The organism is Streptomyces sp., from assembly GCF_035645055.1.
Classification (GTDB): Bacteria; Actinomycetota; Actinomycetes; order Streptomycetales; family Streptomycetaceae; genus Streptomyces.
Map to the genome: position 1 here is coordinate 173,498 of NZ_DASQNH010000021.1, position 24,416 is coordinate 197,913.

General features: G+C 74.0%; 17 protein-coding genes and 3 pseudogenes. 6 read left to right on the plus strand and 14 right to left on the minus strand.

Annotated features, from left to right (window positions below):
* Positions 1-139 precede the first annotated feature (139 nt).
* Complete coding sequence (locus VE614_RS07435; RefSeq protein ID WP_324933857.1) at positions 140-805, plus strand: hypothetical protein; 666 nt, start codon at positions 140-142, stop codon at positions 803-805.
* Between the two features lie 79 nt (positions 806-884).
* On the opposite strand, the pseudogene VE614_RS07440 reads toward VE614_RS07435, so the two are convergent.
* From VE614_RS07440 to VE614_RS07475, 8 genes and pseudogenes are all read right to left on the minus strand, one after another.
* Positions 885-1,145, minus strand: a pseudogene (locus VE614_RS07440) (cytosine permease); the annotation flags it as partial.
* Positions 1,146-1,255: 110 nt separating this feature from the next.
* The gene (locus VE614_RS07445) at positions 1,256-2,257 is read right to left on the minus strand and encodes a TIGR03842 family LLM class F420-dependent oxidoreductase (RefSeq protein ID WP_324933859.1); all 1,002 of its coding nucleotides are present in this window, start codon (positions 2,255-2,257) and stop codon (positions 1,256-1,258) included.
* Positions 2,258-2,268: 11 nt separating this feature from the next.
* Complete coding sequence (gene hydA / locus VE614_RS07450; protein ID WP_324933861.1) at positions 2,269-3,669, minus strand: dihydropyrimidinase; 1,401 nt, start codon at positions 3,667-3,669, stop codon at positions 2,269-2,271.
* A 664-nt stretch (positions 3,670-4,333) separates the two neighbouring features.
* Positions 4,334-4,450 (minus strand): annotated as a pseudogene (locus tag VE614_RS33695) (hypothetical protein); the annotation flags it as partial.
* A gap of 26 nt (positions 4,451-4,476) precedes the next feature.
* Positions 4,477-5,763, minus strand: coding sequence for an aspartate aminotransferase family protein (locus VE614_RS07460; RefSeq protein ID WP_324933866.1), 1,287 nt, complete (start codon positions 5,761-5,763; stop codon positions 4,477-4,479).
* Positions 5,760-6,602 (minus strand): nitrilase-related carbon-nitrogen hydrolase, encoded by an 843-nt coding sequence (locus tag VE614_RS07465; protein WP_324933868.1) that lies wholly within the window; start codon positions 6,600-6,602, stop codon positions 5,760-5,762. The genes VE614_RS07460 and VE614_RS07465 overlap by 4 nt, the downstream gene beginning before the upstream one ends.
* 160 nt (positions 6,603-6,762) lie before the next feature.
* Positions 6,763-8,187, minus strand: a complete 1,425-nt coding sequence (locus VE614_RS07470) for a hypothetical protein (protein ID WP_324933870.1) — start codon at positions 8,185-8,187, stop codon at positions 6,763-6,765.
* A gap of 98 nt (positions 8,188-8,285) precedes the next feature.
* Positions 8,286-8,549: a helix-turn-helix transcriptional regulator gene (locus VE614_RS07475; protein ID WP_324933872.1), complete on the minus strand. Its 264-nt coding sequence runs from the start codon at positions 8,547-8,549 to the stop codon at positions 8,286-8,288.
* Between the two features lie 61 nt (positions 8,550-8,610).
* On the opposite strand from VE614_RS07475, the gene map reads away from it, so the two are divergent.
* Both map and VE614_RS07485 read left to right on the plus strand, forming a co-directional pair.
* Complete coding sequence (gene map, locus VE614_RS07480; protein ID WP_324933874.1) at positions 8,611-9,384, plus strand: type I methionyl aminopeptidase; 774 nt, start codon at positions 8,611-8,613, stop codon at positions 9,382-9,384.
* 728 nt (positions 9,385-10,112) lie between these two features.
* Positions 10,113-12,662 (plus strand): ATP-dependent Clp protease ATP-binding subunit, encoded by a 2,550-nt coding sequence (locus VE614_RS07485; protein WP_324933876.1) that lies wholly within the window; start codon positions 10,113-10,115, stop codon positions 12,660-12,662.
* Between the two features lie 104 nt (positions 12,663-12,766).
* Here VE614_RS07485 and VE614_RS07490 read toward each other — a convergent pair whose 3' ends face one another.
* From VE614_RS07490 to ggt, 4 genes are all read right to left on the minus strand, one after another.
* On the minus strand, positions 12,767-14,146 hold the full coding sequence (locus VE614_RS07490; protein ID WP_324933878.1) for a DUF2201 family putative metallopeptidase: 1,380 nt from the start codon (positions 14,144-14,146) through the stop codon (positions 12,767-12,769).
* Positions 14,143-15,483, minus strand: coding sequence for a MoxR family ATPase (locus VE614_RS07495; protein ID WP_324933880.1), 1,341 nt, complete (start codon positions 15,481-15,483; stop codon positions 14,143-14,145). The genes VE614_RS07490 and VE614_RS07495 overlap by 4 nt, the downstream gene beginning before the upstream one ends.
* A 114-nt stretch (positions 15,484-15,597) precedes the next feature.
* A complete protein-coding gene (locus VE614_RS07500) occupies positions 15,598-17,073 on the minus strand; it encodes a hypothetical protein (protein ID WP_324933882.1) in 1,476 nt (491 codons plus the stop codon).
* 125 nt (positions 17,074-17,198) lie between these two features.
* Positions 17,199-18,998: a gamma-glutamyltransferase gene (ggt, locus tag VE614_RS07505; RefSeq protein ID WP_324933884.1), complete on the minus strand. Its 1,800-nt coding sequence runs from the start codon at positions 18,996-18,998 to the stop codon at positions 17,199-17,201.
* A gap of 82 nt (positions 18,999-19,080) precedes the next feature.
* Here ggt and VE614_RS07510 point away from each other — a divergent pair, with 82 nt between their 5' ends.
* Entirely contained in the window at positions 19,081-19,830 is a 750-nt protein-coding gene (locus VE614_RS07510) for a hypothetical protein (RefSeq protein WP_324933886.1), read from the plus strand.
* A 95-nt stretch (positions 19,831-19,925) separates the two neighbouring features.
* Positions 19,926-21,494: a CocE/NonD family hydrolase gene (locus VE614_RS07515; RefSeq protein ID WP_324933888.1), complete on the plus strand. Its 1,569-nt coding sequence runs from the start codon at positions 19,926-19,928 to the stop codon at positions 21,492-21,494.
* 226 nt (positions 21,495-21,720) lie between these two features.
* On the opposite strand, the pseudogene VE614_RS07520 reads toward VE614_RS07515, so the two are convergent.
* Together VE614_RS07520 and VE614_RS07525 are read right to left on the minus strand one after the other, a co-directional pair.
* A pseudogene (locus VE614_RS07520) lies at positions 21,721-21,828 on the minus strand (amino acid ABC transporter ATP-binding protein); the annotation flags it as partial.
* 211 nt (positions 21,829-22,039) lie between these two features.
* Positions 22,040-22,447, minus strand: coding sequence for a DUF6278 family protein (locus VE614_RS07525; protein WP_324933890.1), 408 nt, complete (start codon positions 22,445-22,447; stop codon positions 22,040-22,042).
* Between the two features lie 184 nt (positions 22,448-22,631).
* Here VE614_RS07525 and VE614_RS07530 point away from each other — a divergent pair, with 184 nt between their 5' ends.
* The gene (locus tag VE614_RS07530; RefSeq protein ID WP_324933892.1) at positions 22,632-24,383 is read left to right on the plus strand and encodes an SGNH/GDSL hydrolase family protein; all 1,752 of its coding nucleotides are present in this window, start codon (positions 22,632-22,634) and stop codon (positions 24,381-24,383) included.
* Positions 24,384-24,416 lie beyond the last annotated feature (33 nt).

A 24,416-nucleotide genomic window follows, 5' to 3' on the forward strand; every position in this document is an offset into this window, starting at 1 on the left:
AACGCGCCGCCGTTGAGGCCGGGTCACCGCGCGGGCACGGAGCGAGTTGGCACTTCCGCCCCGCGGGGACTCGTGTGACACTGTCGTCCCGTCCGCAGTGCGGACTCCTTTCCGCACCGACCCCCACGAGAAGTGCGCCGTGCGTTCTCTTCCCCTGCCACTCGCCCTCACCGCGCGCCTGACCCCGGTCGCGGTGCTCGCCTGTGCGGGCTGGGCGCTCTCCTCCGGCCCCGAGGCGACCACCGCCGCCGAGGGCAAGACGCCCCGCGAGACCCGGTCCCGGTCCACGTCCGCCCCGTCCACCACGGCGGTGCCGCAGACGTACACCGCGGCCCCGGCGCCGTGCGCCAGCCTGCCCGAGCAGACGATCACCGCGCTGGTGCCGGGGGCGAGTACGGCCGGGAGGGAGATCCCGTCCACGGACACCTCGGTGCGCCGCACCTGCTCCTGGAACGCCTTGAAGGGCTACGACTACCGCTGGCTGGACGTGTCCTTCGAGATCGGCGACTCGGACGAGGAGGCGGGGCGGCAGTACGAGGAGCGCAAGGCGGAGAAGAGCGGCGGCGGTGCGGTCCCGGGGCTCGGCGACGTGGCGTACTCCGTCGTGAACCTCACCACCGAGGATGGTCAGGAGACCCGCGAGGGCGTGGTGCTGGTGCGCGCGGCCAACGCGCTGGTGACGGTGACGTACAACGGCTCCGACTTCGAGAGCAAGTCGGCGCCCGCCACCGACGAGATCAACGAGGGCGCCATCAAGGCCGCCAAGGCGGCGGTGGCCGCGCTGGAGGAGAGCGGCACGGGCTGACCGGCTCAGCCCCAGCCGCCCTCCCCCGCCTCAGTCCCCAGCCGGCTCCCGCTCCCGCTCCCGCCGCGGCAGCATCAGCGTAGAACTCGGGGGTGGAGATCAGCTCCCACGGGAAGATGAGGACGCCGACGACGCCGGTGATCAGCGCGCCGGTGCGGAAGGTGATGAACTTAGGGGCGAGGTTGGCGAGGTCGTACGCGGGTGAGACGACGTTCGCGGCGATGTTCACGGACACGGTCGCGACCAGCACGGTGATCGGCGCGAAGAGCAGCCCGAAAGTGTTGTCGGGCTGGGCGGCGAGGGCGACCGGGTCCCAGATGGGCTCGCCGTGGACGACCTCGCATGAGGGGACGGGAGAGGCCGTGCTGGGGGCCTTGGGCCCCTCCCCGGGGACGGCGGGGAGGGGGGACCGGGTGTGGGGGGTCGGATCCGGGACCGGCGGCCGGTCGGTCAGGAGTTGACCGCGGGGATGATGTGCGTGCCGTACGTGTCGATCGTGGCCTCCTGCGCGTCGTGCATGTCATACAGAGCGAACTGGTCAACGCCCAGTTCGCGGAGCGCCCTCAGCTTCTCGACGTGCGCGGAGGCCGGGCCGAGGAGGCAGAAGCGGTCGACGATCTCGTCGGGCACGAAGTCGGTGGACGGGTTCCCGGCCCGCCCGTGGTGGCTGTAGTCGTAGCCCTGTCGTCCCTTGATGTACGCGGTGAGCGCCTCCGGCACCAGGCCGGAGTGTTCCCCGTACCGGCTCACCAGGTCCGCGACGTGGTTGCCGACCATGCCGCCGAACCAGCGGCACTGCTCCCGGGCGTGGGCCAGGTCGTCGCTCACGTAGGCGGGGGCGGCGACACAGACCGTGACGGACGCGGGGTCGCGGCCGGCCTCCTCGGCGGAGTCGCGCACCGCCTTGACCATCCACTCGGTCAGGAACGGGTCGGCCAGCTGGAGGATGAACCCGTCCGCCTTCCGCCCGGCCAGGGCGAGGGCCTTGGGGCCGTACGCCGCCATCCATACCGGGAGCCGGCCGTTCCTGATCCAGGGGATCCGGACGGGTTTGCCGTCGACGAGCGCCTCGCGGCCCTCGGCCAGGTCGCGGATGACGTCCGTCGCCTCGCCGAGCCGGGCGAGGGTGTTGGGCTTGCGCCCGGCGACCCGCATCGCCGAGTCGCCGCGGCCGATCCCGCACACCGTGCGGTTGCCGAACATGTCGTTGAGGGTGGCGAAGGTGGAGGCGGTGACCTCCCAGGCGCGGGTGCCCGGGTTGGTCACCATCGGGCCGACCGTGAGTTTCCGCGTGTTGGCGAGGATCTGGCTGTAGATGACGAACGGTTCCTGCCACAGCACGGCGGAGTCGAAGGTCCAGCCGTAGCGGAAGCCGTTGCGTTCGGCGCGTTTCATCAAACTGACGACGCGGGATGCGGGCGGGTCGGTCTGGAGGACGAGTCCGAAGTCCATGGGCGTCTCCCCTAGCTGAGGTACTGACAGGTGGAGCGCGGGGTGTAGACGCCGTGTCCGGCGCGCCCGGTGTACGCGCGCTCGGTGATCACGGGCACTCCGCGGGAGAGCACGGTCTCGACCCGGCCGGTGACGCGTGTGCCCTCGTAGGCCGAGTAGTCGACGTTCATGTGGTGCGTCTCGGCGGAGATGACCTGCTCGGCGTGCGGGTCGTAGATCACGACGTCGGCGTCGGCGCCCGGGGCGATGGTGCCCTTCTTCGGGTACATGCCGAACATCCGGGCCGGGGTGGCGCAGGCGATCTCGATCCAGCGGCGGCGCGAGAGATGCCCGTCGAGGACCGCCTGGTGGAGCAGGTCCATGCGGTTCTCCACCCCCGGCAGCCCGTTGGGGATCTTGGAGAAGTCGCCGCGGCCCAGCTCCTTCTGACCGGTGAAACAGAAGGGGCAGTGGTCGGTGGAGACGACCTGGAGGTCGTTGGTGCGCAGGCCCCGCCAGAGCTTCGCCTGGTGCTCGCGCGGCCGCAGCGGCGTGCTGCACACGTACTTGGCGCCCTCGAAGTCCGGCTCGGCGAGGTTGTCGGTCGACAGGAACAGGTACTGCGGGCAGGTCTCGCCGAAGACGTTCAGGCCCTCGTCGCGCGCCCTGGCGAGCTCCGCGACCGCCTCCATCGCCGAGACGTGCACGACGTACAGGGGCGCGCCCGCGACCTGGGCGAGCCGGATCGCGCGGTGGGTGGCCTCGGCCTCCAGCAGCGCCTTGCGAACCTCCCCGTGGTAGCGCGGGTCGGTCTCGCCCCGGGCGAGGGCCTGCTCGACCAGGACGTCGATCGCGATGCCGTTCTCGGCGTGCATCATGATCAGGCCGCCGTTCTCGGCGGAGCGCTGCATGGCGCGCAGGATCTGCCCGTCGTCGGAGTAGAAGACCCCGGGATACGCCATGAACTGCTTGAACGAGGTCACGCCCTCCTCGATGAGGAGGTCCATCTCCTTCAGCGTCTCCTCGTTCACATCGGAGACGATCATGTGGAAGCCGTAGTCGATCGCGCAGTTGCCCTCCGCCTTGGCGTGCCAGGCGTCCAGGCCCTCGCGCAGCCCGTGCCCGACGCTCTGCACGGCGAAGTCGACGATGGTGGTCGTGCCGCCCCAGGCGGCGGCCCGGGTGCCGGTCTCGAAGGTGTCGGAGGCGAAGGTGCCGCCGAAGGGCAGTTCCATGTGGGTGTGGACGTCGACGCCGCCCGGGACGACGTACTTCCCGGTGGCGTCGATCGTCCGGTCGGCCGTCCAGGCCTCGGCGGCGGGGGTGCCGGTGGTGGCGAGGGCGGCGATGCGGCCGTCCTCGATCAGGACGTCGGCGTGGATCTCGTCGGAGGCGGTGATGACGAGGCCGCCGCGGACTGCCGTACGGCTCATGTGGTCGCTCCTCGCGGTGGGTGAGTGCGGGTGGTCGGTGGTTGATCGCGCCCTGCGGCGGAGCCGCGTGCCGATGCGGCCCCGCGCCCCTCCAGGGAGTCGTCCTCACGGGGTCGTCAGCGGGCCGTAGGCGCCCGGTACCCGGTCCCCGTAGAACTGCCGGCGGTCGCCGCCCGCCGAGTTCGGCGCGGATCCAGCCGTCGCCCTCCGATCCGCCGGTCTGCCGGGCGATGCGCTCCCAGTCGCGCAGCACATCGTCCACCGCGGGGCGGTCGCCCGCGGTGGCCAGCACCCGGTGGGCGAGGTTGGTGACGACGACGGGGCAGCCGCTGTGCCGGGCGATCTCGTCGAGGAGCCGTCGCAGCGGGGCCCCGGCGGTGATCAGCCCGGTGAGTGCGGTGCGCACGCTCTCGGAGAGGCTGACCGCGGCGAACCTGCGCCGCACCAGCCGGGACTGGACCTCCTCGGTGAGCTGGGCGAACGGGAACGGCCGGTGCGGGACGACCAGCGGCAGCCCGCACCGCTCGGCGGTCCGGCACATCACCCGTGGCGGCGCGGGGAAGGCGCGGCCGAGTCCGAGGACGACGGCCGTGGCCTCCACGTTCTCACCACCGCTGAGCATCACCCCGACATCGGGGGCCTCGGCGACGTGCACCCAGCGCACCGGGCGGTCGAGCCGGTCGGCGCCCGCCACCACCTCGGGCTCGCCGGCGAGCACCCGCTCCAGGGCGAGCACCTGGCGCACCGACAGGGCGGCCGGCGGTTCCGGGCCGGTGGTCATGGCGGGCTCCCCTGTCTCCTCGGCGACTAGGCGATGCTCCGCAGAGCGCGTTCGAGGATCGCGGCGCCCTCCTCGGCCTCCGCGACCGTGACGGACAGCGGCGGGGCGATCCGCAGGGCGCTGGTGCTGTGCCCGCCGCCCTTGCCGATGAGCAGGCCGCCCTCGCGGGCCGCCTCCAGCACGGCCGCCGCGGCCTCGGGCGCGGCCTCGTCGGTGCCGGGCTTCGCCAGCTCGAGGCCGATCATCAGCCCGCGCCCGCGTACCTCCCGTACGGCCGGGATCTGCGCGGCGGCGGCCCGCAGCCGCTGGATGAGCAGTCCGCCGACCCGCCTGGCGTTGCCCTGGAGGTCGTGTTCCAGCAGGTAGGTGAGGTTGGCGAGGCCCGCGGCCATGGTGATCTGGGTGCCGCCGAACGTGGAGATGCTGTTGGCGTCCAGGCAGTTCATGATCTCGGAGCGGGCGATGACGCCGCCGATGGACATGCCGTTGCCGATGCCCTTGGCGAAGGTGACGATGTCCGGCGGGCCGTTGCGGCCGTGCGCCTGCCAGCCCCAGAAGTGCTCGCCGGTGCGGCCCCATCCGGTCTGCACCTCGTCGGCGATCCACAGCACGCCGCGCTCGTGCAGCACCTCGCGGAAGGCCGCGTACAGGCCGTCGGGAGGGGAGGTGAAGCCGCCGACGCCCTGGATGGGCTCGGCGATCAGCGCGGCGGGCGGGCGGGTGTGGCCGAGCAGGTCCCGCAGGTCCTCCACACAGGCCGCGATGAACGCGCGGTCGTCGAGCGCGGCGTACGGGCCGCGGGTGCGGACACCGCCGTGCACGTACAGCGTCTGGAGCGGGGACAGTGAGGTCGGGGACCAGCCGCGGTTGCCGGTGATGCCGACGGTGGCGAAGGAGCGGCCGTGGTAGCTGTTGCGCATGGCCAGCACGGTGTTGCTGCGCCGGTAGGTGGTGGCGAGCAGCAGCGCGGTGTCGTTGGCCTCGGTGCCCGAGGTGGTGAAGAAGACCCGGGCGTCCGGGACGCCGCTCACCTGGGCGATCCGTTCGGCGAGTTCCACCATGGGCCGGTTGAGGTAGAGCGTGGACGAGTGGATGATCCGCCCGGCCTGCTCGCTCACCGCCTTGGTGACCTCGGGCAGGGCGTGGGCGGTCATCGTGGTGAGGATGCCGCCGAAGAAGTCGAGGTACTTGTTGCCCGCGGAGTCCCAGACGTGCCGGCCCTCGCCGTGGGTGATCTCCAGCGGGCGGTCGTAGTAGAGGGCAAGCCAGTCGGGCAGGACCGCCCGGTGCCGTCCCCACAGGTCGTCGGTCACGGCCGCACCAGCCCTTCGTACGCGTCGGGGCGGCGGTCGCGGTAGAACGCCCACTGCTGCCGCACCAGCTCGATCAGGCCGAAGTCGAGGTCGCGGACGACCAGTTCCTCCTTGCTGTCGCCCGCCACGTCGCCCACGAACTGCCCGCGCGGGTCGACGAAGTAGCTCGTGCCGTAGAAGTCGTTGTCGCCGTACTCCTCGTGGCCGACACGGTTGATCGCGGCGACGAAGTACTCGTTGGCGACGGCCGCGGCGGGCTGCTCCAGGCGCCACAGGTGGGACGACAGGCTGCGGTGGGTGGCCGACGGGTTGAAGACCAGCTGGGCGCCGTTCAGGCCGAGCTGGCGCCAGCCCTCCGGGAAGTGGCGGTCGTAGCAGATGTAGACGCCGACCTTGCCGACCGCGGTGTCGAAGACCGGCCAGCCGAGGTTGCCGGGCCGGAAGTAGTACTTCTCGTAGAAGCCCTTGATCTGCGGGATGTGGTGCTTGCGGTACTTGCCGAGATAGCTGCCGTCGGCGTCGATCACGGCGGCGGTGTTGTAGTAGAAACCGGGCTGCTCGACCTCGAAGACGGGGACGACGATCACCATGCCCGTCTCGCGGGCCAGCTCCCGCATCCGGCGCACGGTCGGGCCGTCGGGCACCGGCTCGGCCCACCGGTAGTGCTCCGGCTCCTGGACCTGGCAGAAGTAGGGGCTGTTGAAGACTTCCTGGAACCCGATGACCTTGGCACCCTGGCGGGCCGCCTCGCGGGCGTGGTCCTCGTGTTTCGCCACCATGGACTCGGTGTCGCCGGTCCAGGTGGCCTGGACCAGAGCGGCGCGTACGACGTCGGCCATGAGCTGCTCCTTCGACGGGACGTCAGAGCCTCTACGCCCGTAGACGCAGGTCGTAGAGGGATGAACGTATGCCTCCGCGGAGGCCTTGCCAAGACCATCGTCGCCAACCCGCTGGGTCGGCCGCGATTCACACTCCTGTGGGTGAGAGCGGCGGGGCCGGTCAGGTGGTCAGCCCGGCGACCCGCAGGGCGTGCACCACATCCCAGTGGCGCTGGGCGGAGACCCGGCCGGCGGCCTCCAGGAGCAGGGGGACGAGGGTCGGCGGATCGGCCGCGGCACTGCGGGCGGTCTCCTCCGGGGTGCGGACCCGGACGTAGGCGTCGAGCAGGGTGTCCGCCTCCCGGCGGCGGCCCCCGGCGGTCATGGCGAGCACCGCCTGCCCGATCTCCGCGGCGGGGCGCGCGACGCCCTGCCGCAGTATCTGCCGCGCGTCCGTGTCCCGTCCGGCCGCGGTGAGCGCGTCGGCGGCGGCGACCAGCCGCTCGGCGGGCAGCGAGGCGGTCTCCCACAGCAGCGTCGCCCAGTCGGCGCCCAGTCCGGCGCGCTCCAGCTCCGCCGCGAGCAGCGGAAAGCGGGCGGCGGGCCAGTGGGCGGCCTCGGCCAGCAGCGCGTGCGCCTCACCGCTGTGGCCCGCCGCGCGCAGCCGCGCCAGCGCCTCGGCCACGGCCGCGGCCTCCCGCCGGGCGGTCGCGTCCCCGGTCTCCGTCTGCGCGGGCACGGGCGCGGGCGCCTGAGCCGTCTCGCCGGCCCCCGCGAAGCGCGCTCCTCGCAGAGTACGGCCAGGGGGCGCGACCGGCGCGACCGGCGCGGGCGGCGCGGGGGCCGCGACGGGCGGCACCACGACGGGCGCCGTGCCGTCGTCCTCGGCCGCCCCCGCGAAACGGGCACCCCCACGGCGGCGCTTGCGCTGTTTCGGAGGAGGTGGGGCGGGGCTGTGAGACGGGTGGGGCTCCGGCAGATCGGGCCGCGCCGGGCGGGGATCCCGTCTCGCGTCCTCTTCACCGGTGCGGGGTACCACTCCTCCCCCGGCCCCCGTCGGCCGGATCGGGTGGGTGTCCTGTGCCCGGTCCGCCAAGGCGCGCCGGTCGAAGTCCGCCATGCGGGCGCGGAGTTCCGCGCAGCGGGCGGTGGCGCGGTGGTGGTCGTCGCGGGCCCAGGCCAGGTCGCGGCGGAGGGCCTCGGCCGCCTCCCCGGTGGGGGCGGAGGCGAGCAGCCGGCCCAGTTCGGCGAGGCGTTCGGCGGCGTACTTCCGCTCGCGGAGCAACACGTCGAGCCGGTCCCCGAGGGCGTCCCGGCCGCCGGGCCGGGCGTCGTACGCGCTGAGCGCGGCGGCGTGCAGGACGCGGGCCCGGTCCTTCTCGGAGGCGGCGGTCCCGGGCCCGTGCCCTGCGGCGAGGTCCTGGAGGAGCGCCTCCACCACGTCCCAGGGCGGGACCTCCCGCCCCTCCAGGCAGGCCCGCATACCGTCCGGGTCGCGCTGCCAGAACACCGCGCACCACCCGCCGCCCGGTTCCAGCCGCGCCAGCAGGCCGTCCAGGTAGTCCGCGAACTCCCGCACCCCTCCCGGGAGCTGATCCACTGTCATCGCCCACTCCCCGCAAGACCGGAGTACTCGGGTCCGTAGCCAACACGAGCCGTGTTACAGGCCCGCTACGGGGAGTTTTCAGCGGGGGCGCGGGACCCTCAGGCCGCCGCGGGCCCGGCGGTGACGGCCGTGGCAGCGAGCAGCTCGTCCAGGGACAGGCCGAGCGTGCCGGCCAACGCCGCCACGGTGAAGAACGCCGGGGTCGGCGCCCGCCCGGTCTCGATCTTGCGCAGCGTCTCGGCGGAGACGCCCGCGCGGGCCGCGACCTCCGCCATGCTGCGGCCGCCGCGGGCTTCCCGCAGCAGCCGGCCGAGTCGTTCGCCGCGTTCCCGCTCTTCGGCGGTGAGTGGAGTGCGCACCATGGCGCCCATTCTAATACCGACCCACACCGACGCCCATTCAAATACCGGTATAGTAATTGGCATGGTGGAACTGAAGACAGACCTCTCGATCGACGCGATGCACGAGGCGGGCCAGGTCGTCGCCCGCGCCCTGACGGCCGCACGGGACGCGGCGGACGTGGGGGTCTCCCTGCTGGACCTAGACGCCCTCGCCCACGACGTACTGCGGGAGGCGGGCGCGTCCTCCCCCTTCCTGGGCTACCGCCCCTCCTTCGCCCCGACCCCGTTCCCGGCCGTGCTGTGCGCCTCCGTGAACGACGCGATCGTGCACGGCATCCCCACCCGCTACCGGCTGCGCGACGGCGACCTGGTCTCCCTCGACTTCGGCGCCGAACTGAACGGCTGGGTCGGCGACTCGGCCGTCAGCTTCACCGTCGGCAGGCCCCGCCCCGCCGACCTCCGCCTGATCGAGACGGCCGAGCGCGCCCTCGCCGCCGGGATCGAGGCCGCCGTCGTCGGCAACCGCATCGGTGACATCGCCCACGCCATCGGCACGGTGTGCCGCGAGGGCGGGTACGGCATCCCGGACGGCTTCGGCGGCCACGGCGTGGGCCGCCGGATGCACGAGGACCCGGCGGTGCCGAACGAGGGGCGTCCCGGCCGTGGTCTGCCGCTGCGCAAGGGCATGGTCCTCGCCATCGAGCCGATGCTCGTCGCGGGCGGCACGGACGGCTACCACGCGGCCCCGGACGGCTGGACCCTCCGTACCGACGACGGCTCGCGCGCCGCCCACGTCGAGCACACGGTGGCGATCACGGAAGACGGCCCGCGCATCCTTACGGCTCGCACGTCCTGATGGCTCGCACGTCCGGGTGGCTCGCACGTCCGGGTGGCCGGCGCGTCCTGATGGCTCGCACGTCCTGATGGCCCGTCGAGTCACCGCGGGCCGTTTGTCGGCCCGGGTCATCGATCATCAGCTGCCGCCCGAGCGGGCGGGCGTCGGGCCACCTGCGCGGACGGGCCGCCTGCCGCGGGCGAGCACGGCCCTTTCCGCCCGGGCGAGTGGACGCCTTCCGCCCACGCGGATGCGGCACTGTGCCGCCCCGCGAGCCGGCACCTGCCGGCTGCGCCATGAGACGGCGCCCGGCCGGGAGGAGACGGGCGCCGGCCGCCTGTGCGAGCGGATCGCCGTCCGGCCGTGCCCGACGGGGCCGCCTGCGCGCGTGCGACACCTGCCCCCGCGCGGACGCGGCACCGTGCCGCCCGGGGCGAGTGGACACCTGTCGCCCGCGCGGACGCGGCACCGTGCCGCCCGCGCGGACGGCACGCATTCCGTCCGGGCCGACGGGGCCGTCCTCGGTCGGCGGTCGGCGCGGACGCGGCGCTGCCGTCCCCGCGCGGGCGGGAGCCGCGCCCCGCACGGGCCGCCCCTGGCTCGATGTGCCCCCTCCCAGCGATCGTGCGAAGGTGTTCTACGAGCGCGCGCCCACGTGTGTAACCGGCTCCCGCCCGGGTTACCCGGCTCCGGCACGTCGATCAGCGAGGGCGTCCCCGACCCGCGCAGGGACGCCGGATGGGAACGCCATGACCAGCGGTTTCTCCGGACCGGAGGGTTACGACCCCTTCGGTGAGTTCCTCGCCCGCTTCTTCGGAGGCCCCCGCCCCGGCCCGCGCCAGATCGACATCGGCCGACTCCTCAGCCAGCCGGCCCGGGATCTGGTGCAGGGCGCCGCGCGGTACGCCGCCGAACACGGCAGCCGGGATCTGGACACCCAGCATCTGCTGCGCGCGGCCCTGTCCGCCGAGCCGACCCGGAGTCTGCTCAGCCGCTCCGGGATCGCCGACCCGGACACCCTGGCGTCGGAGATCGACGAGCGCACGGGGCCGGCCCAGTTCACGCAGGGCGAGGCTCCGCCGCCGACCTCGCTGTCCCTCACCCCGGCCGTCAAGCGGGCCCTGCTCGACGCGCACGACCTGGCCCGCGCGAGCGGCGCCGGGTCCATCGGCCCGGAGCACGTCCTGAGCGCGCTCGCCAACAACCCGGACTCGGCGGCCGGCCACATCCTGAACGCGGCCCGCTCCTCCCCCGGCGGTCTGCCGCCGGAGGCGCCGGAGGCCGGGCAGCCGGCCCGGCCGGGGGTCCGTGCGGAACGGCCGCGGCAGGCCGCGACCCCGACCCTCGACAAGTACGGCCGCGATCTCACCGACCAGGCCCGCCGGGGCCGTATCGACCCGGTGATCGGCCGGGACGACGAGATCGAGCAGACCATCGAGGTGCTGTCCCGCCGGGGCAAGAACAACCCGGTGCTGATCGGTGACGCGGGCGTCGGCAAGACCGCCATAGTGGAGGGGCTGGCGCAGCGGATCGCCGACGGGGACGTACCGGATGTGCTGATCGGCCGCCGGGTGGTGGCCCTCGACCTCACCGGCGTGGTCGCGGGCACCCGCTACCGGGGCGACTTCGAGGAGCGGATGAACAACATCGTCGAGGAGATCCGCAGCCACTCCGACGAGCTGATCGTCTTCATCGACGAGCTGCACACCGTGGTCGGCGCGGGCGGCGGTGGCGAGGGCGGCTCGATGGACGCCGGGAACATCCTGAAGCCGGCCCTCGCACGCGGCGAGCTGCACATCGTCGGCGCGACCACGCTGGAGGAGTTCCGCCGGATCGAGAAGGACGCGGCGCTGGCCCGCCGCTTCCAGCCGATCCTGGTGCCGGAGCCGACCACCGAGGACGCGCTGGAGATCCTGCGCGGGCTGCGCGACCGCTACGAGGCCCACCATCAGGTCCGTTACAGCGACGAGGCGCTGACGGCCGCGGTGGAGCTGTCCGACCGCTATCTCCCCGACCGGCGGCTGCCGGACAAGGCGATCGACCTGATCGACCAGGCCGGTGCCCGGGTACGGCTGCGGGCCCGTACCAAGGGCACGGACGTACGGGCCATGGAGCGGGAGGCCGAGCAGCTGGTCCGGGACAAGGACCAGGCGGTCGCGGACGAGCGGTACGAGGAGGCCATGCGGCTGCGCGACCGCGTCGCCGAGCTGAAGCGGCGGATCGCCGAGGTCGCCGGGGACGACGAGGCCGACGAGGGCCAGCACCTGGAGGTGACCGCGGAGGCGATTGCCGAGGTGGTGTCCCGGCTGACCGGCATTCCCGTCAGCCGGCTCACCGAGGAGGAGAAGGACCGGCTGCTGGGCCTGGAGGAGCATCTGCGTGAGCGGGTGGTCGGCCAGGAGGAGGCGGTACGGGTCGTCTCCGACGCGGTGCTGCGTTCCCGGGCCGGGCTCGCCTCGCCGGACCGGCCGATCGGCAGCTTCCTCTTCCTCGGCCCGACCGGCGTCGGCAAGACGGAGCTGGCCCGCGCCCTCGCCGAGGCGCTGTTCGGCAGCGAGGACCGGATGGTCCGTCTCGACATGAGCGAGTACCAGGAGCGGCACACGGTCAGCCGGCTGGTGGGCGCCCCGCCCGGTTACGTCGGCCACGAGGAGGCCGGACAGCTCACCGAGGTGGTCCGCCGCCACCCGTACTCGCTGCTCCTCCTGGACGAGGTGGAGAAGGCGCACCCGGACGTCTTCAACATCCTGCTCCAGGTGCTGGACGACGGCCGGCTTACCGACTCGCAGGGCCGCACGGTCGACTTCACCAACACGGTCATCGTGATGACCAGCAACCTCGGCTCCGAGGCGGTCATCCGGGGGGGCGCGGGCATCGGGTTCGGGCCGGGCGGCGGGGAGGCCGACGAGGAAGCGCGCCGGGAGCAGATCCTGCGCCCGCTGCGCGAGCACTTCCGGCCCGAGTTCCTCAACCGGATCGACGAGATCGTGGTGTTCCGCCAGCTCACCCCCGACCAGCTGCACCGGATCACCAACCTGCTCCTCGAGCACACCCGCCGGCTGCTCACCGCGCAGGGCGTCACGGTCGAGTTCACCGACGTGGCCGTGGACTGGCTGTCCCGGCAGGGCTACCAGCCGGAGTACGGCGCCCGGCCGCTGCGCCGCACCATCCAGCGCGAGGTCGACAACCGGCTCTCCCGGCTGCTCTTGGACGGCCGGGTCAGGGAAGGCGACCGGGTCACCGTGGACGTCTCGGACGACCGCCTCGCCTTCCGTCCGGAGCGCGCCCCGGTCGGCTAGTCCGGTCACGTGCCATGAGCACCCCGCGCGGTCCGCCCCCGCTTGGCGTGAAGGCACCCGTGCGCCCTCCCCACGCGCCGCTGCGGCGACGTGCCGCGCGGCCCTCAGCCGATGGTGACCACCCGCGCCCAGGCCGGCGGGCTGTCCGGGACGTAGTCCGGGTCGTCCTCGTACACGGGGCGGGCCGGGCGGGGGAAGAGACCGACGACGGTGCGGCAGGGCGGCTGGGCGGGCGGCCACGGTGTCTGGCCGTCCGTGAGGGCGACGATGACGTCCGGGCGTGGCCGGGAGCGGAGGGCCCGCTCGAACCCGGAGCGCAGGTCCGTGCCTCCGCCGCCGACCAGTTCGATGTTCTCGGCGCGGCAGATCGGAACGGCGATCCCGGCCGCCGCGTCGCAGGAGATCACCGAGACGAGGTCGCGCCGCCCGCCCACCGCCCGGGAGATCGCCGCCACCTCCAGCAGCGCGCTGCCCAGCTCGGCGTCGCTCACCGACCCGGAGGTGTCGATCACCACGCAGACCCGGGGCGGCGTACGGCGCAGGCTCGGCAGCACCACTCCGGGGACGCTCGCCGAGCGCCGGGACGGACGCCGGTAGCTGTGGTTCTCGCCCGCCCCCGGGGCGCCCGCCGCCGAGCGGACCGCCGCGCCCAGCAACTGCCGCCACGGCTGCGGCGGATGGAACGCCTCCTCGGCCCAGCGGCGCCACCCCTCGGTTGCGTCGCCGGGCCTGCCCTTGATCCCCTCCGCCACCCGGAAGCGGACCGCGTCACGCTGCTGCCTGCTGAGCCCGTGGGCTCCGTCGGGCCCCAGTTCCCAGGGCCGCTCCCGCCCGTCGGCGCCGCTGCCGCAGTCCAGCCAGGCCAGTTCGGTGGCGAGGGCGGACATCGACGCCGTCCGCAGGTACTCCTCCATCAGCAGCCCGTCGGGCAGCCGCAGCAGCGACGGCAGGACCGCCCCGGCGGGCCGGGGCAGGCCGTCGCCGTAGATGTCGTCGTTGATCTCGAAGTCGGCGGCGATGTTCCGCCGCAGCGGCTGCCCCGGGCCGTGTTCCTCGTGCTCCTTCGCGTACCGCTCGCCCCGTCCGTGGTGGTCCCGGAGGAGATGGGACACCTCGTGCACCCATACGCCCGCCAGTTCCTCGACGGGGGTGCGGGCCACGAAGGCGGGCGAGACGTAGCAGCGCCAGTACGCGTCCACCGCCATCGTCGGCACCGACCGGTCCTCCACGACATGCAGCGCGAACAGCGCTTCGGCCAGATACGGTCGGACCTTCACCGCGTGCAGCCGGGCGGCCAGCAGCTTCTCCCGGTCGAGCCGAAGGACGGGCGCCCCGGCCGGTTCTCCGGACCGCACCGGTGACTCCGGCGGCGCGGCCCGCGCAGGGCGGGGCGGCCTGGGCGCCGGCAGGGGACGCGGCACCGGGCGGGGCGGCGCGGGCGGGGGCACAGGGCCCGGTACCGGGCCCCGCGCGGCCCCCCTCATCGGTGTGCCCCGGTCGCGGCGTCGGCCGGCCGCCCGGGCCGGGGCGCCGTGGCCCGCTGCACCGACCGGTCCGCGCGGCGGGCGAGACCGATCACCTCGGTCAGCCGCTCCACCGCCCCCGGCACCTCCCAGTCGTCGCGTCGCAGTGCGGCCAGTGTGCCGGCCGGGGCGACCAGCAGGTCCGGGGCGCCGGTCTCCAGCGCCCGCACCAGGACCGCCCAGGCCGCCTCCCACCGCTCCCGTTCCGGGCGGGCCCCCACGGCGGCGACCACCGCGTCCAGCGCCGCCTGCCGCAGATCACCCCGCTCGGGGAGTTCCGCGGCGGCCGGGTCGGCGAGCAGCGACTCCGGGTCCGGCAGGTCCATGCGGTCCAGATGGGCGAGGAGTTCGAGTCCCGGACCGTCGCCCACCGCGCCCCGCACCAGCAGCGCCAGCACCTCGCGGGAGACGGAGGCCGCCGTGCCGAAGGCGAGCAGGGTCAGCGCGGCCTCCCAGCTGCGGGGCGAGGGCCAGGCGCCGCCGCGCCGCGTCTCGGTGCTGGGCAGCCGGTGGATCAGCGTGGGCCGGACCTCCAGGAAGCCGCAGACCGCGCGCCGGGCGAAGGCCACCGCCTCCGGCAGCCGCTCCGGGGCCAGCAGGGGCAGCTGGGCGCGAGGCCACACCCCGCCCAGTCCGCGCACCACCACGTCCCGGTCGTGCACCCAGTACAGGTGCACGAACCGGTTGGCCAGCGGCGGGCTCAGCTCCCATCCGTCCGCCGCGGACGCGCGCGGATTGGCGGCGGCCACGATCCGCACCCCGGGCGGCAGTCGCAGCGCCCCGACCCTCCGCTCCAGGACCACCCGCAGGAGTGCCGCCTGGACGGCCGGGGTGGCGGTGGACAGCTCGTCCAGGAAGAGCAGTCCCCGTCCGGCGCGCACCAGTTCCACGGCCCACTGCGGCGGCGCCATCGGTACTCCGCGCACCTCCGGGTCGTCGCCCACGACGGGCAGCCCGGAGAAGTCGGTGGGCTCGTGGACGCTGGCGATCACGGTGGTCAGCGGCAGGCCGAGGGAGGCGGCGAGCTGGGTGAGGGCCGCGGTCTTGCCGATGCCCGGCTCGCCCCAGAGCAGCACGGGCAGGTCGGCGGCGACGGCCAGGGTGAGCGCTTCGAGCTGCTCGTCGGGGCGCGGCTCGGTGGTGGTCGACCGCAGGAGGCCGAGGAGGTCGTCGGCGAGGGCGAGCTGGACGCCGGTCCGGCGCGCGTCGGCGGCGGTGGAGACGGACGGGTCCGCGGCGGTGGGCCCGGACGGGCCGGCGGCGGGTGCGGACGGGGGCAGCAGGGTGCTGGAGGTCATGGGCATCACCTGGGGTGGGAGAAGGGAACGGAACGGAACAGGACGGTCCGTCCCGGGGGTCATGAGGGCGTGCGGCGCCGGAACGCCCGGACCGGGTGGGGAGTCGCGCGGTGGTCAGCAGGTCAGGCCGGTGCGGGGCCGTCCCCGTCCGGCGCGCTTGCGGCGCATCGCGAGCGGCGTACGGCGGTCGAATCGCGGGCGGTAATCCGCCTCGGCGTGCTCCCCGTCCGCCGCGGTCCCGCCCTCGGCGGCGCGGGCGGCGGGGTGCACGGCGACCAGCCCGGAGCGGAAGAGCCCGTGGTCGAGGCGGCGCGCCGCGGCCGACTCCAGTTCGTCCCGGAGCGGTCCGTCGCGCAGCACCGCCGCGGGGCCGAGCAGCCCCTCGACCACGGCCAGTGCCCCGGTGACGTCACCGTGGCGGAGCCGCTCCCGGACGGCGGGCAGGGCCTCCGGTTCGCGGTGCACCGCGTCGATGGCCCGCAGACAGGGCAGGGCCGGGCCGCCGAGCGCCACCAGCAGTTCCTCCCGGCGCAGTTGGGCCGGGTCGTGGTCGACCGCCGTGAGCACCCCGTCCCGCAGGGCGATCCGGTGGATCTCGCCCCGGCATTCCACCCGGTGCGGGTCCCGCGTCTCGGCGGCCGGGCCGGCCACCGGCGCCGGGCCGCACACCGGGAGGGCCGCGGCGACGAGCGGGTGCAGCCGCCCGGCCGGGACCAGCCCGGCCCGCAGCAGTTCCAGATCCGGCAGGACGCGGGCGGCCGCCTCCGGCAGCACGGGAAGTGCCGCGGCCTCCTGCGGTGGCAGCGCCTCCCGCGGCGGCCGGAGCGTGGGGGCATGGCTGTCGTCGGGAGCGACGAGTTCGAGCACGGCGCGGCTGCGGGCACCGAGCCGTACGGTGAACGCCCCTCGGTGCCGGCCCTCGGCCCGCAGCAGCAGTTCCGCCTCGGCGGCCCAGCGCCCGACCGCCCAGGGGGCGTCGTATGCGTCGGGCCGGTCCGGCGGGCCGGGCTCCGGGGGCGGGTCGGGCGGCGCCGTGCGCGGTGTTTCGTGCGCCTCGCAGCGCCGGGCCAGTTCGCCGCCGCGCGCGGCGTCCCAGAGGTGCCGGTGCAGGTCGAGCCGGAAACGCCGGTCGGGATGCGGGTGCGGGTGGTGCCGTGGGGCGTCGCCGCGGGAGCCCTCCCAGAGGGCGAGGGACATCCGCTGTCCGGCGTCCGCCCGGGCGGGCGGTGTCCGCACCACCAGTTCGAGCGGGGTGGGGCCGAGGGTGCGGTATCGGGCCAGCGTGAGGGTGAGACCGGGCCGGAGCCGTCCGTCGGGGGCGATCCGGGGCATGTGCCAGCGCAGCAGATCCGGCGCGAGCCGGCGCAGGTCCGCGCGGAGGCGGCGTACGAGGTCGGTGCCGTGGCGGTGGCGCACGGCGCGCAGATCGAGGTCGACGTCGATGCGGGCGGCGGCGCAGGCCCCCGCCCAGTCACCGGCCGCACGGCGTGCGGTCGCGGTCTCGATCATGGACGGTGGCACGGCGTACTCACGTACGCGCTGCCACATCAGCAGGCGGGGCGGAATGTCGTTCGCGATGTGATGTGCCATCAGCACTCACCTGACGCGAACGATTCCCCCAATCCACACGAGGAGAAGGTGATCATCGCCGTCATCGTAATCGTTGCGGAGACGATCTGTCAGTCCCTTTTCCGCCCTCGCCCGCTCGGTACGCTCTAGCGCGCGGGCCGGACGACCATCGCCGAGCCACCGCCCCGCCGTACCGTCTCGGCCGCCGCCAGCCACTTGCCGCCGGGCAGCCGCTGGACGCCGGTGGCCGCGCCGATCTCCGGGTTGAGGCGGAAGGAGTGCCCGATGCTCTCCAGTTCGGCCCGCAGCCGGCTGTCGTAGAGGCCGGGTTCGAGTTCGGTCTGGGCGGCGTTGCGCTGGCTGGCGCGCGGTGCGGCGATGGCGTCGACGAGCGGCAGGCCGCGGTCGAGGAACCCGGTCAGGGTCTGCAGCACGGTGGTGATGATGGTGGAGCCGCCGGGCGAGCCGAGGGCCACCACCGGCCTGTCGTGCCGGTCCAGCACGATGGTCGGCGACATGGACGAGCGGGGCCGTTTGCCCGGTCCGGGCAGGTTGGGGTCGTGCACGGCCGGGTCGGCGGGCGCGAAGGAGAAGTCGGTCAGCTCGTTGTTGAGCAGGAAGCCGCGGCCGGGCACGGTGATGCCGCTGCCGCCGGTCTGCTCGATGGTGAGGGTGTAGGCGACGACGTTGCCCCACTTGTCGGCGACCGTCAGATGGGTGGTGTCCTCGCCCTCGTACGTCGTGGGCACCGCCGTGCCGCCGGTGCCGCAGGCCGCCGGCCGACGCGGGTCGCCGGGGGCGAGCGGGCTGGTGAGCACCGCGTCGTCCTTGATGAGGCAGGCCCGGCTGTCGGCGTACCGCTGCGAGAGCAGTTCCTTCGTCGGTACGTCCTCGAAGGCGGGGTCGCCGACCCAGCGCCCGCGGTCGGCGAAGGCGATCCGGCTGGCCTCGATGTACCGGTGCAGGTACCGCGCCTCGCTCGCCTTCGACAGGTCGGTGCGCTCCAGGATGTTGAGGGCTTCGCCGACCGTGGTGCCGCCGGAGGAGGAGGGTGCCATGGAGTAGACGTCGAGTCCGCGGTACGAGGTCCGGCTGGGCGCCTGGAGCTTGACGCGGTACGCGGCCAGGTCCTTCTCGGACAGGTCGCCGGGACGGGCGTTCCAGCCCGAGGCCGGGTCGACGGGCGGCTTGTTCACCGTGTCGGCGATGTCCTCGGCGAGGTCGCCGCGGTAGAGCGCGCCGACGCCCTTGCGGGCCAGTTCCTCGTAGGTGCGGGCCAGGTCGGGGTTCTTGAAGGTCGAGCCGACGACCGGGAGCCGGCCGCCCGGCAGGAACAGCTCGGCGGTGTCAGGGAAGTGACGGAACCGGGTCTCGTTGGCGGCGGTCTGGGCGCGGAAGGTGGGGTCGACGGTGAAGCCGTCGCGGGCCAGCCGTACGGCGGGCTTCAGCAGGGCGCCGAGCCGCTTGCTGCCCCACTTGTCGAGGGCGGTGCGCCAGGTGGCGGGTGTGCCGGGGGTGCCGACGGCGAGGCCGCTGCTGACGGCCTCGGCGAAGGGGATCGGCTTGCCGTTCTCCAGGAAGAGGCCGGAGTCGGCGGTGAGCGGGGCGGTCTCGCGGCCGTCGACGGTGTGCACGGTGCGGGAGCGGGCGTCGTAGTAGACGAAGTAGCCGCCTCCGCCGATGCCCGCGGAGTAGGGCTCGGTGACGCCGAGGGCGGCGGCGGTGGCGACGGCCGCGTCCACCGCGTTGCCGCCGTTCCTCAGCACCTCGATACCGGCGGCGGAGGCGTCCGGGTCGACGCTGGCGACGGCGCCGCCCCAGCCGGCGGCGACCGGGACCTTCCCGGGTGGGGTGGGCGGGGCGGCGGGTGGCGCGGCGGCCCCCACCGACACCACCGCGGCCGAGACCGCGAGGACGGACAGCTTCCGTGCGACAGGACGACGCATCCCACCTCCAGAGAAAGGCCGTTCGGGCAGCGTAGTCCATGACCATGGGCACGTCAGGAGCACCCCGCTACGATGCCCGGCCATGAACGACGACGTGCGCAACATCGTCCTCGGTGTACTGGCGACCGGCATCAGCGCCGCGCTGGGCTGGTTCACCCGTACGTACCTCTGGAAGCGCCGACTGCGCCGCAAGCAGGCGTTCTTCGGGCTGCCGGACGACTCGGAGGCTCTGCTGGTGGTCAACCGGGGCGCCGCCGGGCCCGATCTGTCGGTGATGCGCTACGACGTGTTCGCGCTGCTGGAACTCGCCGCGCTGATCAAGGACTGCCGGGCGCACGCCCAGGTGCTGCCGCACGACACGGCCCGTCAGGGCTTCGGAGAGCGCACCGAGTTCTGCGTGGGCGGCCCGGCCTCCAACCGCCGGATGGCCGCGCACCTGTCGTCGCTGCTGCCCGGCGTGCGGGTGAACGCCGACGCCGAGCCGGGCCCGGAGCGCGGCGCCTTCCAGATCGGCTCGGAGCGCTACGGCCTGGACCTGGGCCGCGCCGAGTACGTTCTGCTCGCCCGGCTCACCGTCGACCACAGCCATGGCGACCGGCCGGTGTTCCTCTTCTGCGGCCAGACCGCCATCACCAACCAGGCCGCGACCCGCTATGTCGCCCGCCATCACGAGCGGCTGTCCCGCAAGTACCGCACGGGCTCCTTCGTACTGCTGCTGAAGGTGGTCAACTCGCAGGCGTACGGGCCGGATGTGGTGGAGCTGGTGGCCGACGTGACCCGGACGGCGCGGGCGCCACTGCCGACGGCGCCGAGGCCGTCCGCCCTTCAATGACTGTTACTTTCACGTAACTTACCGACGGGTTCTTGCCGGTGAGGATCTGAGGTTACCGTCGGGTCACTTTTCTTGACACGAGTAAGGAGTGACCCGTGAGACCTCATCGCCGGGCCCTGCGCACGACCGCCGTGGGTGCCGTCTCCGCGACCCTGGTCGCCGCCGGCGCCCTCACCACCGCCCCCACCGCCCACGCCGCGCCCCCGAGCGTGCGGTTCGTCGACATCACCGGTGACGGCGGTACGCCGCTCAAGGCGAACGTCGTCACCCCGGGCGGCACCGACGGCTCGCGCCGCTACCCGCTGATCGTGCTGCCCACGAGCTGGGCCACGCCACAGATCGAGTATCTGGCGCAGGCTCAGCAGCTGGCCGACTCCGGGTATGTGGTCGTCACCTACAACGTGCGCGGGTTCTGGCAGTCCGGCGGCCATATCGAAGTCGCCGGCCCACCTGACATGGCGGACGCGTCCCGCGTCATCGACTGGGCCTTGGCCCACACCCCGGCCGACCCGGGCAAGGTCGGCATGGCGGGCGTCTCCTACGGCGCCGGCATCAGCCTGCTCACCGCCGCGCACGACGAGCGGGTCAAGGCGGTCGCCGCGCTCAGCGGCTGGGCCGACCTGATCGACTCCATCTACTCCGGCCGCACCCAGCACGTCCAGGCCGCCGCCCTGCTCCAGGGCGCGGGCGGGCTCACCGGCCGCCCCAGCGCCGAACTCCAGCAGATCTTCCGCCACTTCTTCGCCTCCGACCTGGACAAGGAGGACGAGATGCTCGCCTGGGGGAAGCGGCGCTCCCCCGCCGCGTACGTCGACCGGATCAACGACCACGGCACGGCGGTCATGCTCGCCAACGCCTGGGGCGACACCGTCTTCCCGCCCAACCAGTACGTCGACTTCTACGAGAAGCTGACCGGCCCGAAGCGGCTCCAGCTGCGGCCCGGCGACCACGCGACCGCCGAGGCGACCGGCTTGCTCGGACTGCCCAGCGACGTGTGGACCGACACCGCGCGCTGGTTCGACCACCACCTCAAGGGCGAGGACAACGGCGTCGACCGCGAGCGGCCCGTGCGGCTCAAGTCCCGTTCCGGCGGCGGCTACGAAAGTTACCCCGACTGGAAGTCGGTCGCCGCGACCGAGCGGAAGATCACCCTCGGCGGCACCACCACCATCGCCGCGAACGTCAACTCCGGCGCGGACGGCGGGATCGTCCTGCTGTCCAGCGTGCTGGACCAGATCGCCCGGCTCCCCCCGGTCGCCTCGATCCCCCTGCTCCCCCGCCGCTGGGCCGCCGTCTGGCAGTCCGGGAAGTACCCCACCGCCCAGCGGATACGCGGCACCGCGCGGCTGCACACCACGGTCACCCCGACCAAGGAGAGCGGGACCCTCGTCGCGTACCTGTACGACGTGGGCCCGCTCGGCCTCGGCAAGCTGGTCAGCAGCGCGCCGTACACCTTCCACGGGCAGACGCCCGGAAAGCCGTTCGGCGTCGACCTGGAACTGTTCTCCACGGCCTACGACGTCCCGGCAGGGCATCGGCTCGCCCTGGTGGCCGACACGGTCGACCCGCTCTACATCGAGCACAACCCGTCCGGCGCACGGCTGACCTTCTCCTCGCCCGCGAACGACCCGTCGTACGTGTCGATTCCGCTGCGCGAGCAGTGATCGGCGGCCGCGGCCGGACGGCTCGGCTCCGGGTACTGCTGCCCCCTACGGTCCGCGCATCCCGACGCAGATCGGCGAGAGCATCCTCGCCACGGGGATGAACGGCACATCGTAGTCGAGATCCGAGGGGCCGGTCATGGCCACCCGGTGGATGCCCCCGGACCGACGGGGTGTCCACCGGGCGCCGGGCACACGGGTGGCGGGGAACATGGGCGGCGCTCCCCGCTCAGTGGTGGAGGATCTCTGAGAGGAAATCGCGGGCGCGCTCGCCGCGGGGAGCGGTGAAGACATCGTCGGGCGCGCGGTCCTCCACGATGCGGCCATCGGCCATGAACTTGTTGACGTTCCGCAGCTCGATCAACGGATCGGCGACCATGCTCAGCGCTACCCACTTTCGGCTGTCTCGTGGTTGCCGCAAGCTATCCACCCCGGAAGGGAGTGCGGACGCGACACGCACTTTCCGGGCATTAGCCGTATTTACACCAACTCGCCCGTCGATCCGTTCTTCGACTCTCCGCTTCAGGCCTCCGCCGCAGGACTCCGCGTCAGGACTCCGCGATCTCCGCGTACAGCTGGGACAGTTCCGGCACCCCGCAGGCCGCCCACTCCTGGCCGGCGGCCACCACGTCGACCTCGCGCCCGGAGGTGAGCAGGATGACCGGCTGGCCGTCCGAGCGGATCCCCCAGGCGGCGCCGGGCACGGTCCGCACCACCACGGTGCCCAGATACAGCCCCGCGTCGTTGCCCAGCCGGAGCAGCGTCTCCGCGTCGTCCCGCCAGCGCGGCGGCAGCTGGTCCAGCGCCTCCAGGGAGGCCGCCGTGTCGTCCAGCCGGACCCCCGCCTCGCCCGCCTGGGACCGCAGCAGCTCGCATTCGGCCAGGAGCCCGGCGATGCCCGCGGGATCGACGGCCTCCCGCGTGGCGCGCCGACCGCCCAGGAAAGGGATGTTCATAGTTCCAGCCTGACATTCGTACCGGCGAGCGCACCACAGGGCACGCGGAGGATCCCGGCCACGCGTCCGGGCGGTTTCACGCCGAGTTCGCGCCCTGTTCGTTGACGGCCACCGGGACCCTCTCTAGCTTCACCAGCGGTGCTGGTGTCGCTTGTGTCGGGAGGTCCGGTTGGTGCGTCGAGGCGTGCGAGGGCTCGCGGTCGTCCTCCTGCTGTGCGCGTCCGTCCTCCCGACGGGCGCCGCCGCCCGGACCGGCGTCGAGCGGCCGACCGAGCCCCGGCCGATCACCCAGTTGTTCGACAACACCGCCGTCAGCGACGACGCCCGCCCCGCCGAGGCGGACTTCGACGGCTCCGGCGCCTCCCTGTCCGCTCGGGACCTCGCCGCGGCCGGCTGGACCCCCGGCCGTGTCCTGACCGTGCAGGGCGCCCGGCTCACCTGGCCGAAGCGGACCGCCGGCGAGCCGGACAACGTCGTCGCCGACGGGCAGACGGTACGGGTGCGCGGCCGCGGCGACGCCCTCGCCTTCCTGGTCGCGGGCACCGCCGGACAGGACGTGACCGGCTCCGGCACGGTCGGGTACGCCGACGGCTCCGCCTCCCCGTACCTGCTGACCGCCCCCGACTGGCGCCGGGGCCCGCTCGCCACCAAGGCGGTGGCCCTGCCGCACATCAACACCCCCGACGGCCGACTCGCCGGGAAGGCCCGGCTGTACGTCGTCACCGTGCCGGTCGTGCCGGGCCGCGCGGTCACCTCGGTGCGGCTGCCGCGCGCGGCCGGACTGCATGTGTTCGCGGTGTCGGTGCGGGCGGGCACCACGGGCTGGACCGGCAGCTGGGCGGCGGCGACCTCCGGGTATCCGAGCGTCGGCCCGTGGACCGACCGCACGCTGCGGCTGGTGGTGCACACCTCGGCGGGCGGGCCCCGGGTACGGCTGCGCTTCGACAACACCTTCGCCGCCACGCCGGTACGGATCGGCTCCGCCACGGTCGCCCTGCGGGGGAAGGGCGCGGCGGCGCGCGGCACACCGGTGCGGCTGACGTTCGGGGGCCGGGCGGGCGCGGAGATCCCCGCGGGCGCGCAGGCCTACAGCGACCCGGTCGGCTTCGAGGTGCCGCCGGACAGCGATCTGCTGGTCAGCTTCCACCTCCCCGGCACGGTCCCGGCGGCGCCCGTGCACCGGCTCGCGCTCCAGCGGTCGTACCTCAGTGAGCCGGGCGACCACGCGGCCGACGGGACGGCGACCGCCTACACCACGGTCCTGCCCAGCTGGCCGCTGCTGACCGGGGTGGACGTGGGCGGCGGGCCGGGTTCCGTCGTGGTGCTGGGCGACTCGATCACCGACGGGGCCAGGTCGACGGTGGACACCAACCGGCGCTGGCCGGACGTGCTGGCCCGGCGGCTGCTGGCCCAGCACGAGGTGCCCCGCTACGGGGTGCTCAACCAGGGCATCTCGGCGAACCGCGTGGTCACCGACCGCTACCCGGGCGACGGGGTCTCCACCGACTCCGGCGGGGTGAGCGCCCTGCACCGGCTCGACCGGGACGTGCTCGCCCAGGCCTCGGCGCGGACACTGATCGTCTTCGAGGGCGTCAACGACGTGCGCACGGGCGCCACCGCGGCCGCGGTGACCGCCGGGCTGCGGGAGATCGCCGGCCGGGCGCACGCGCGCGGGCTGCGGGTGCTGGCGGCGACGATCCTGCCCTGCGGGGGCGAGGTCCACTGCACGCCCGCCGTCGACGCCGAGCGGGCGGCGATCAACGACTGGATCCGCGGCGCCGGGGTGTTCGACGGAGTGCTGGACTTCGACGCGGTGATCCGGGACCCGGCGAACCCGTCCCGGATGCTCCCCGCCTACGACAGCGGGGACCATCTGCACCCGGGCGACGCCGGGCTCGCGGCTCTGGCCGAGTCGGTGGACCTGCGGCTGCTGTGAGCGTGCGGCCGCGGCGACCGGGCCGGGCGGGGA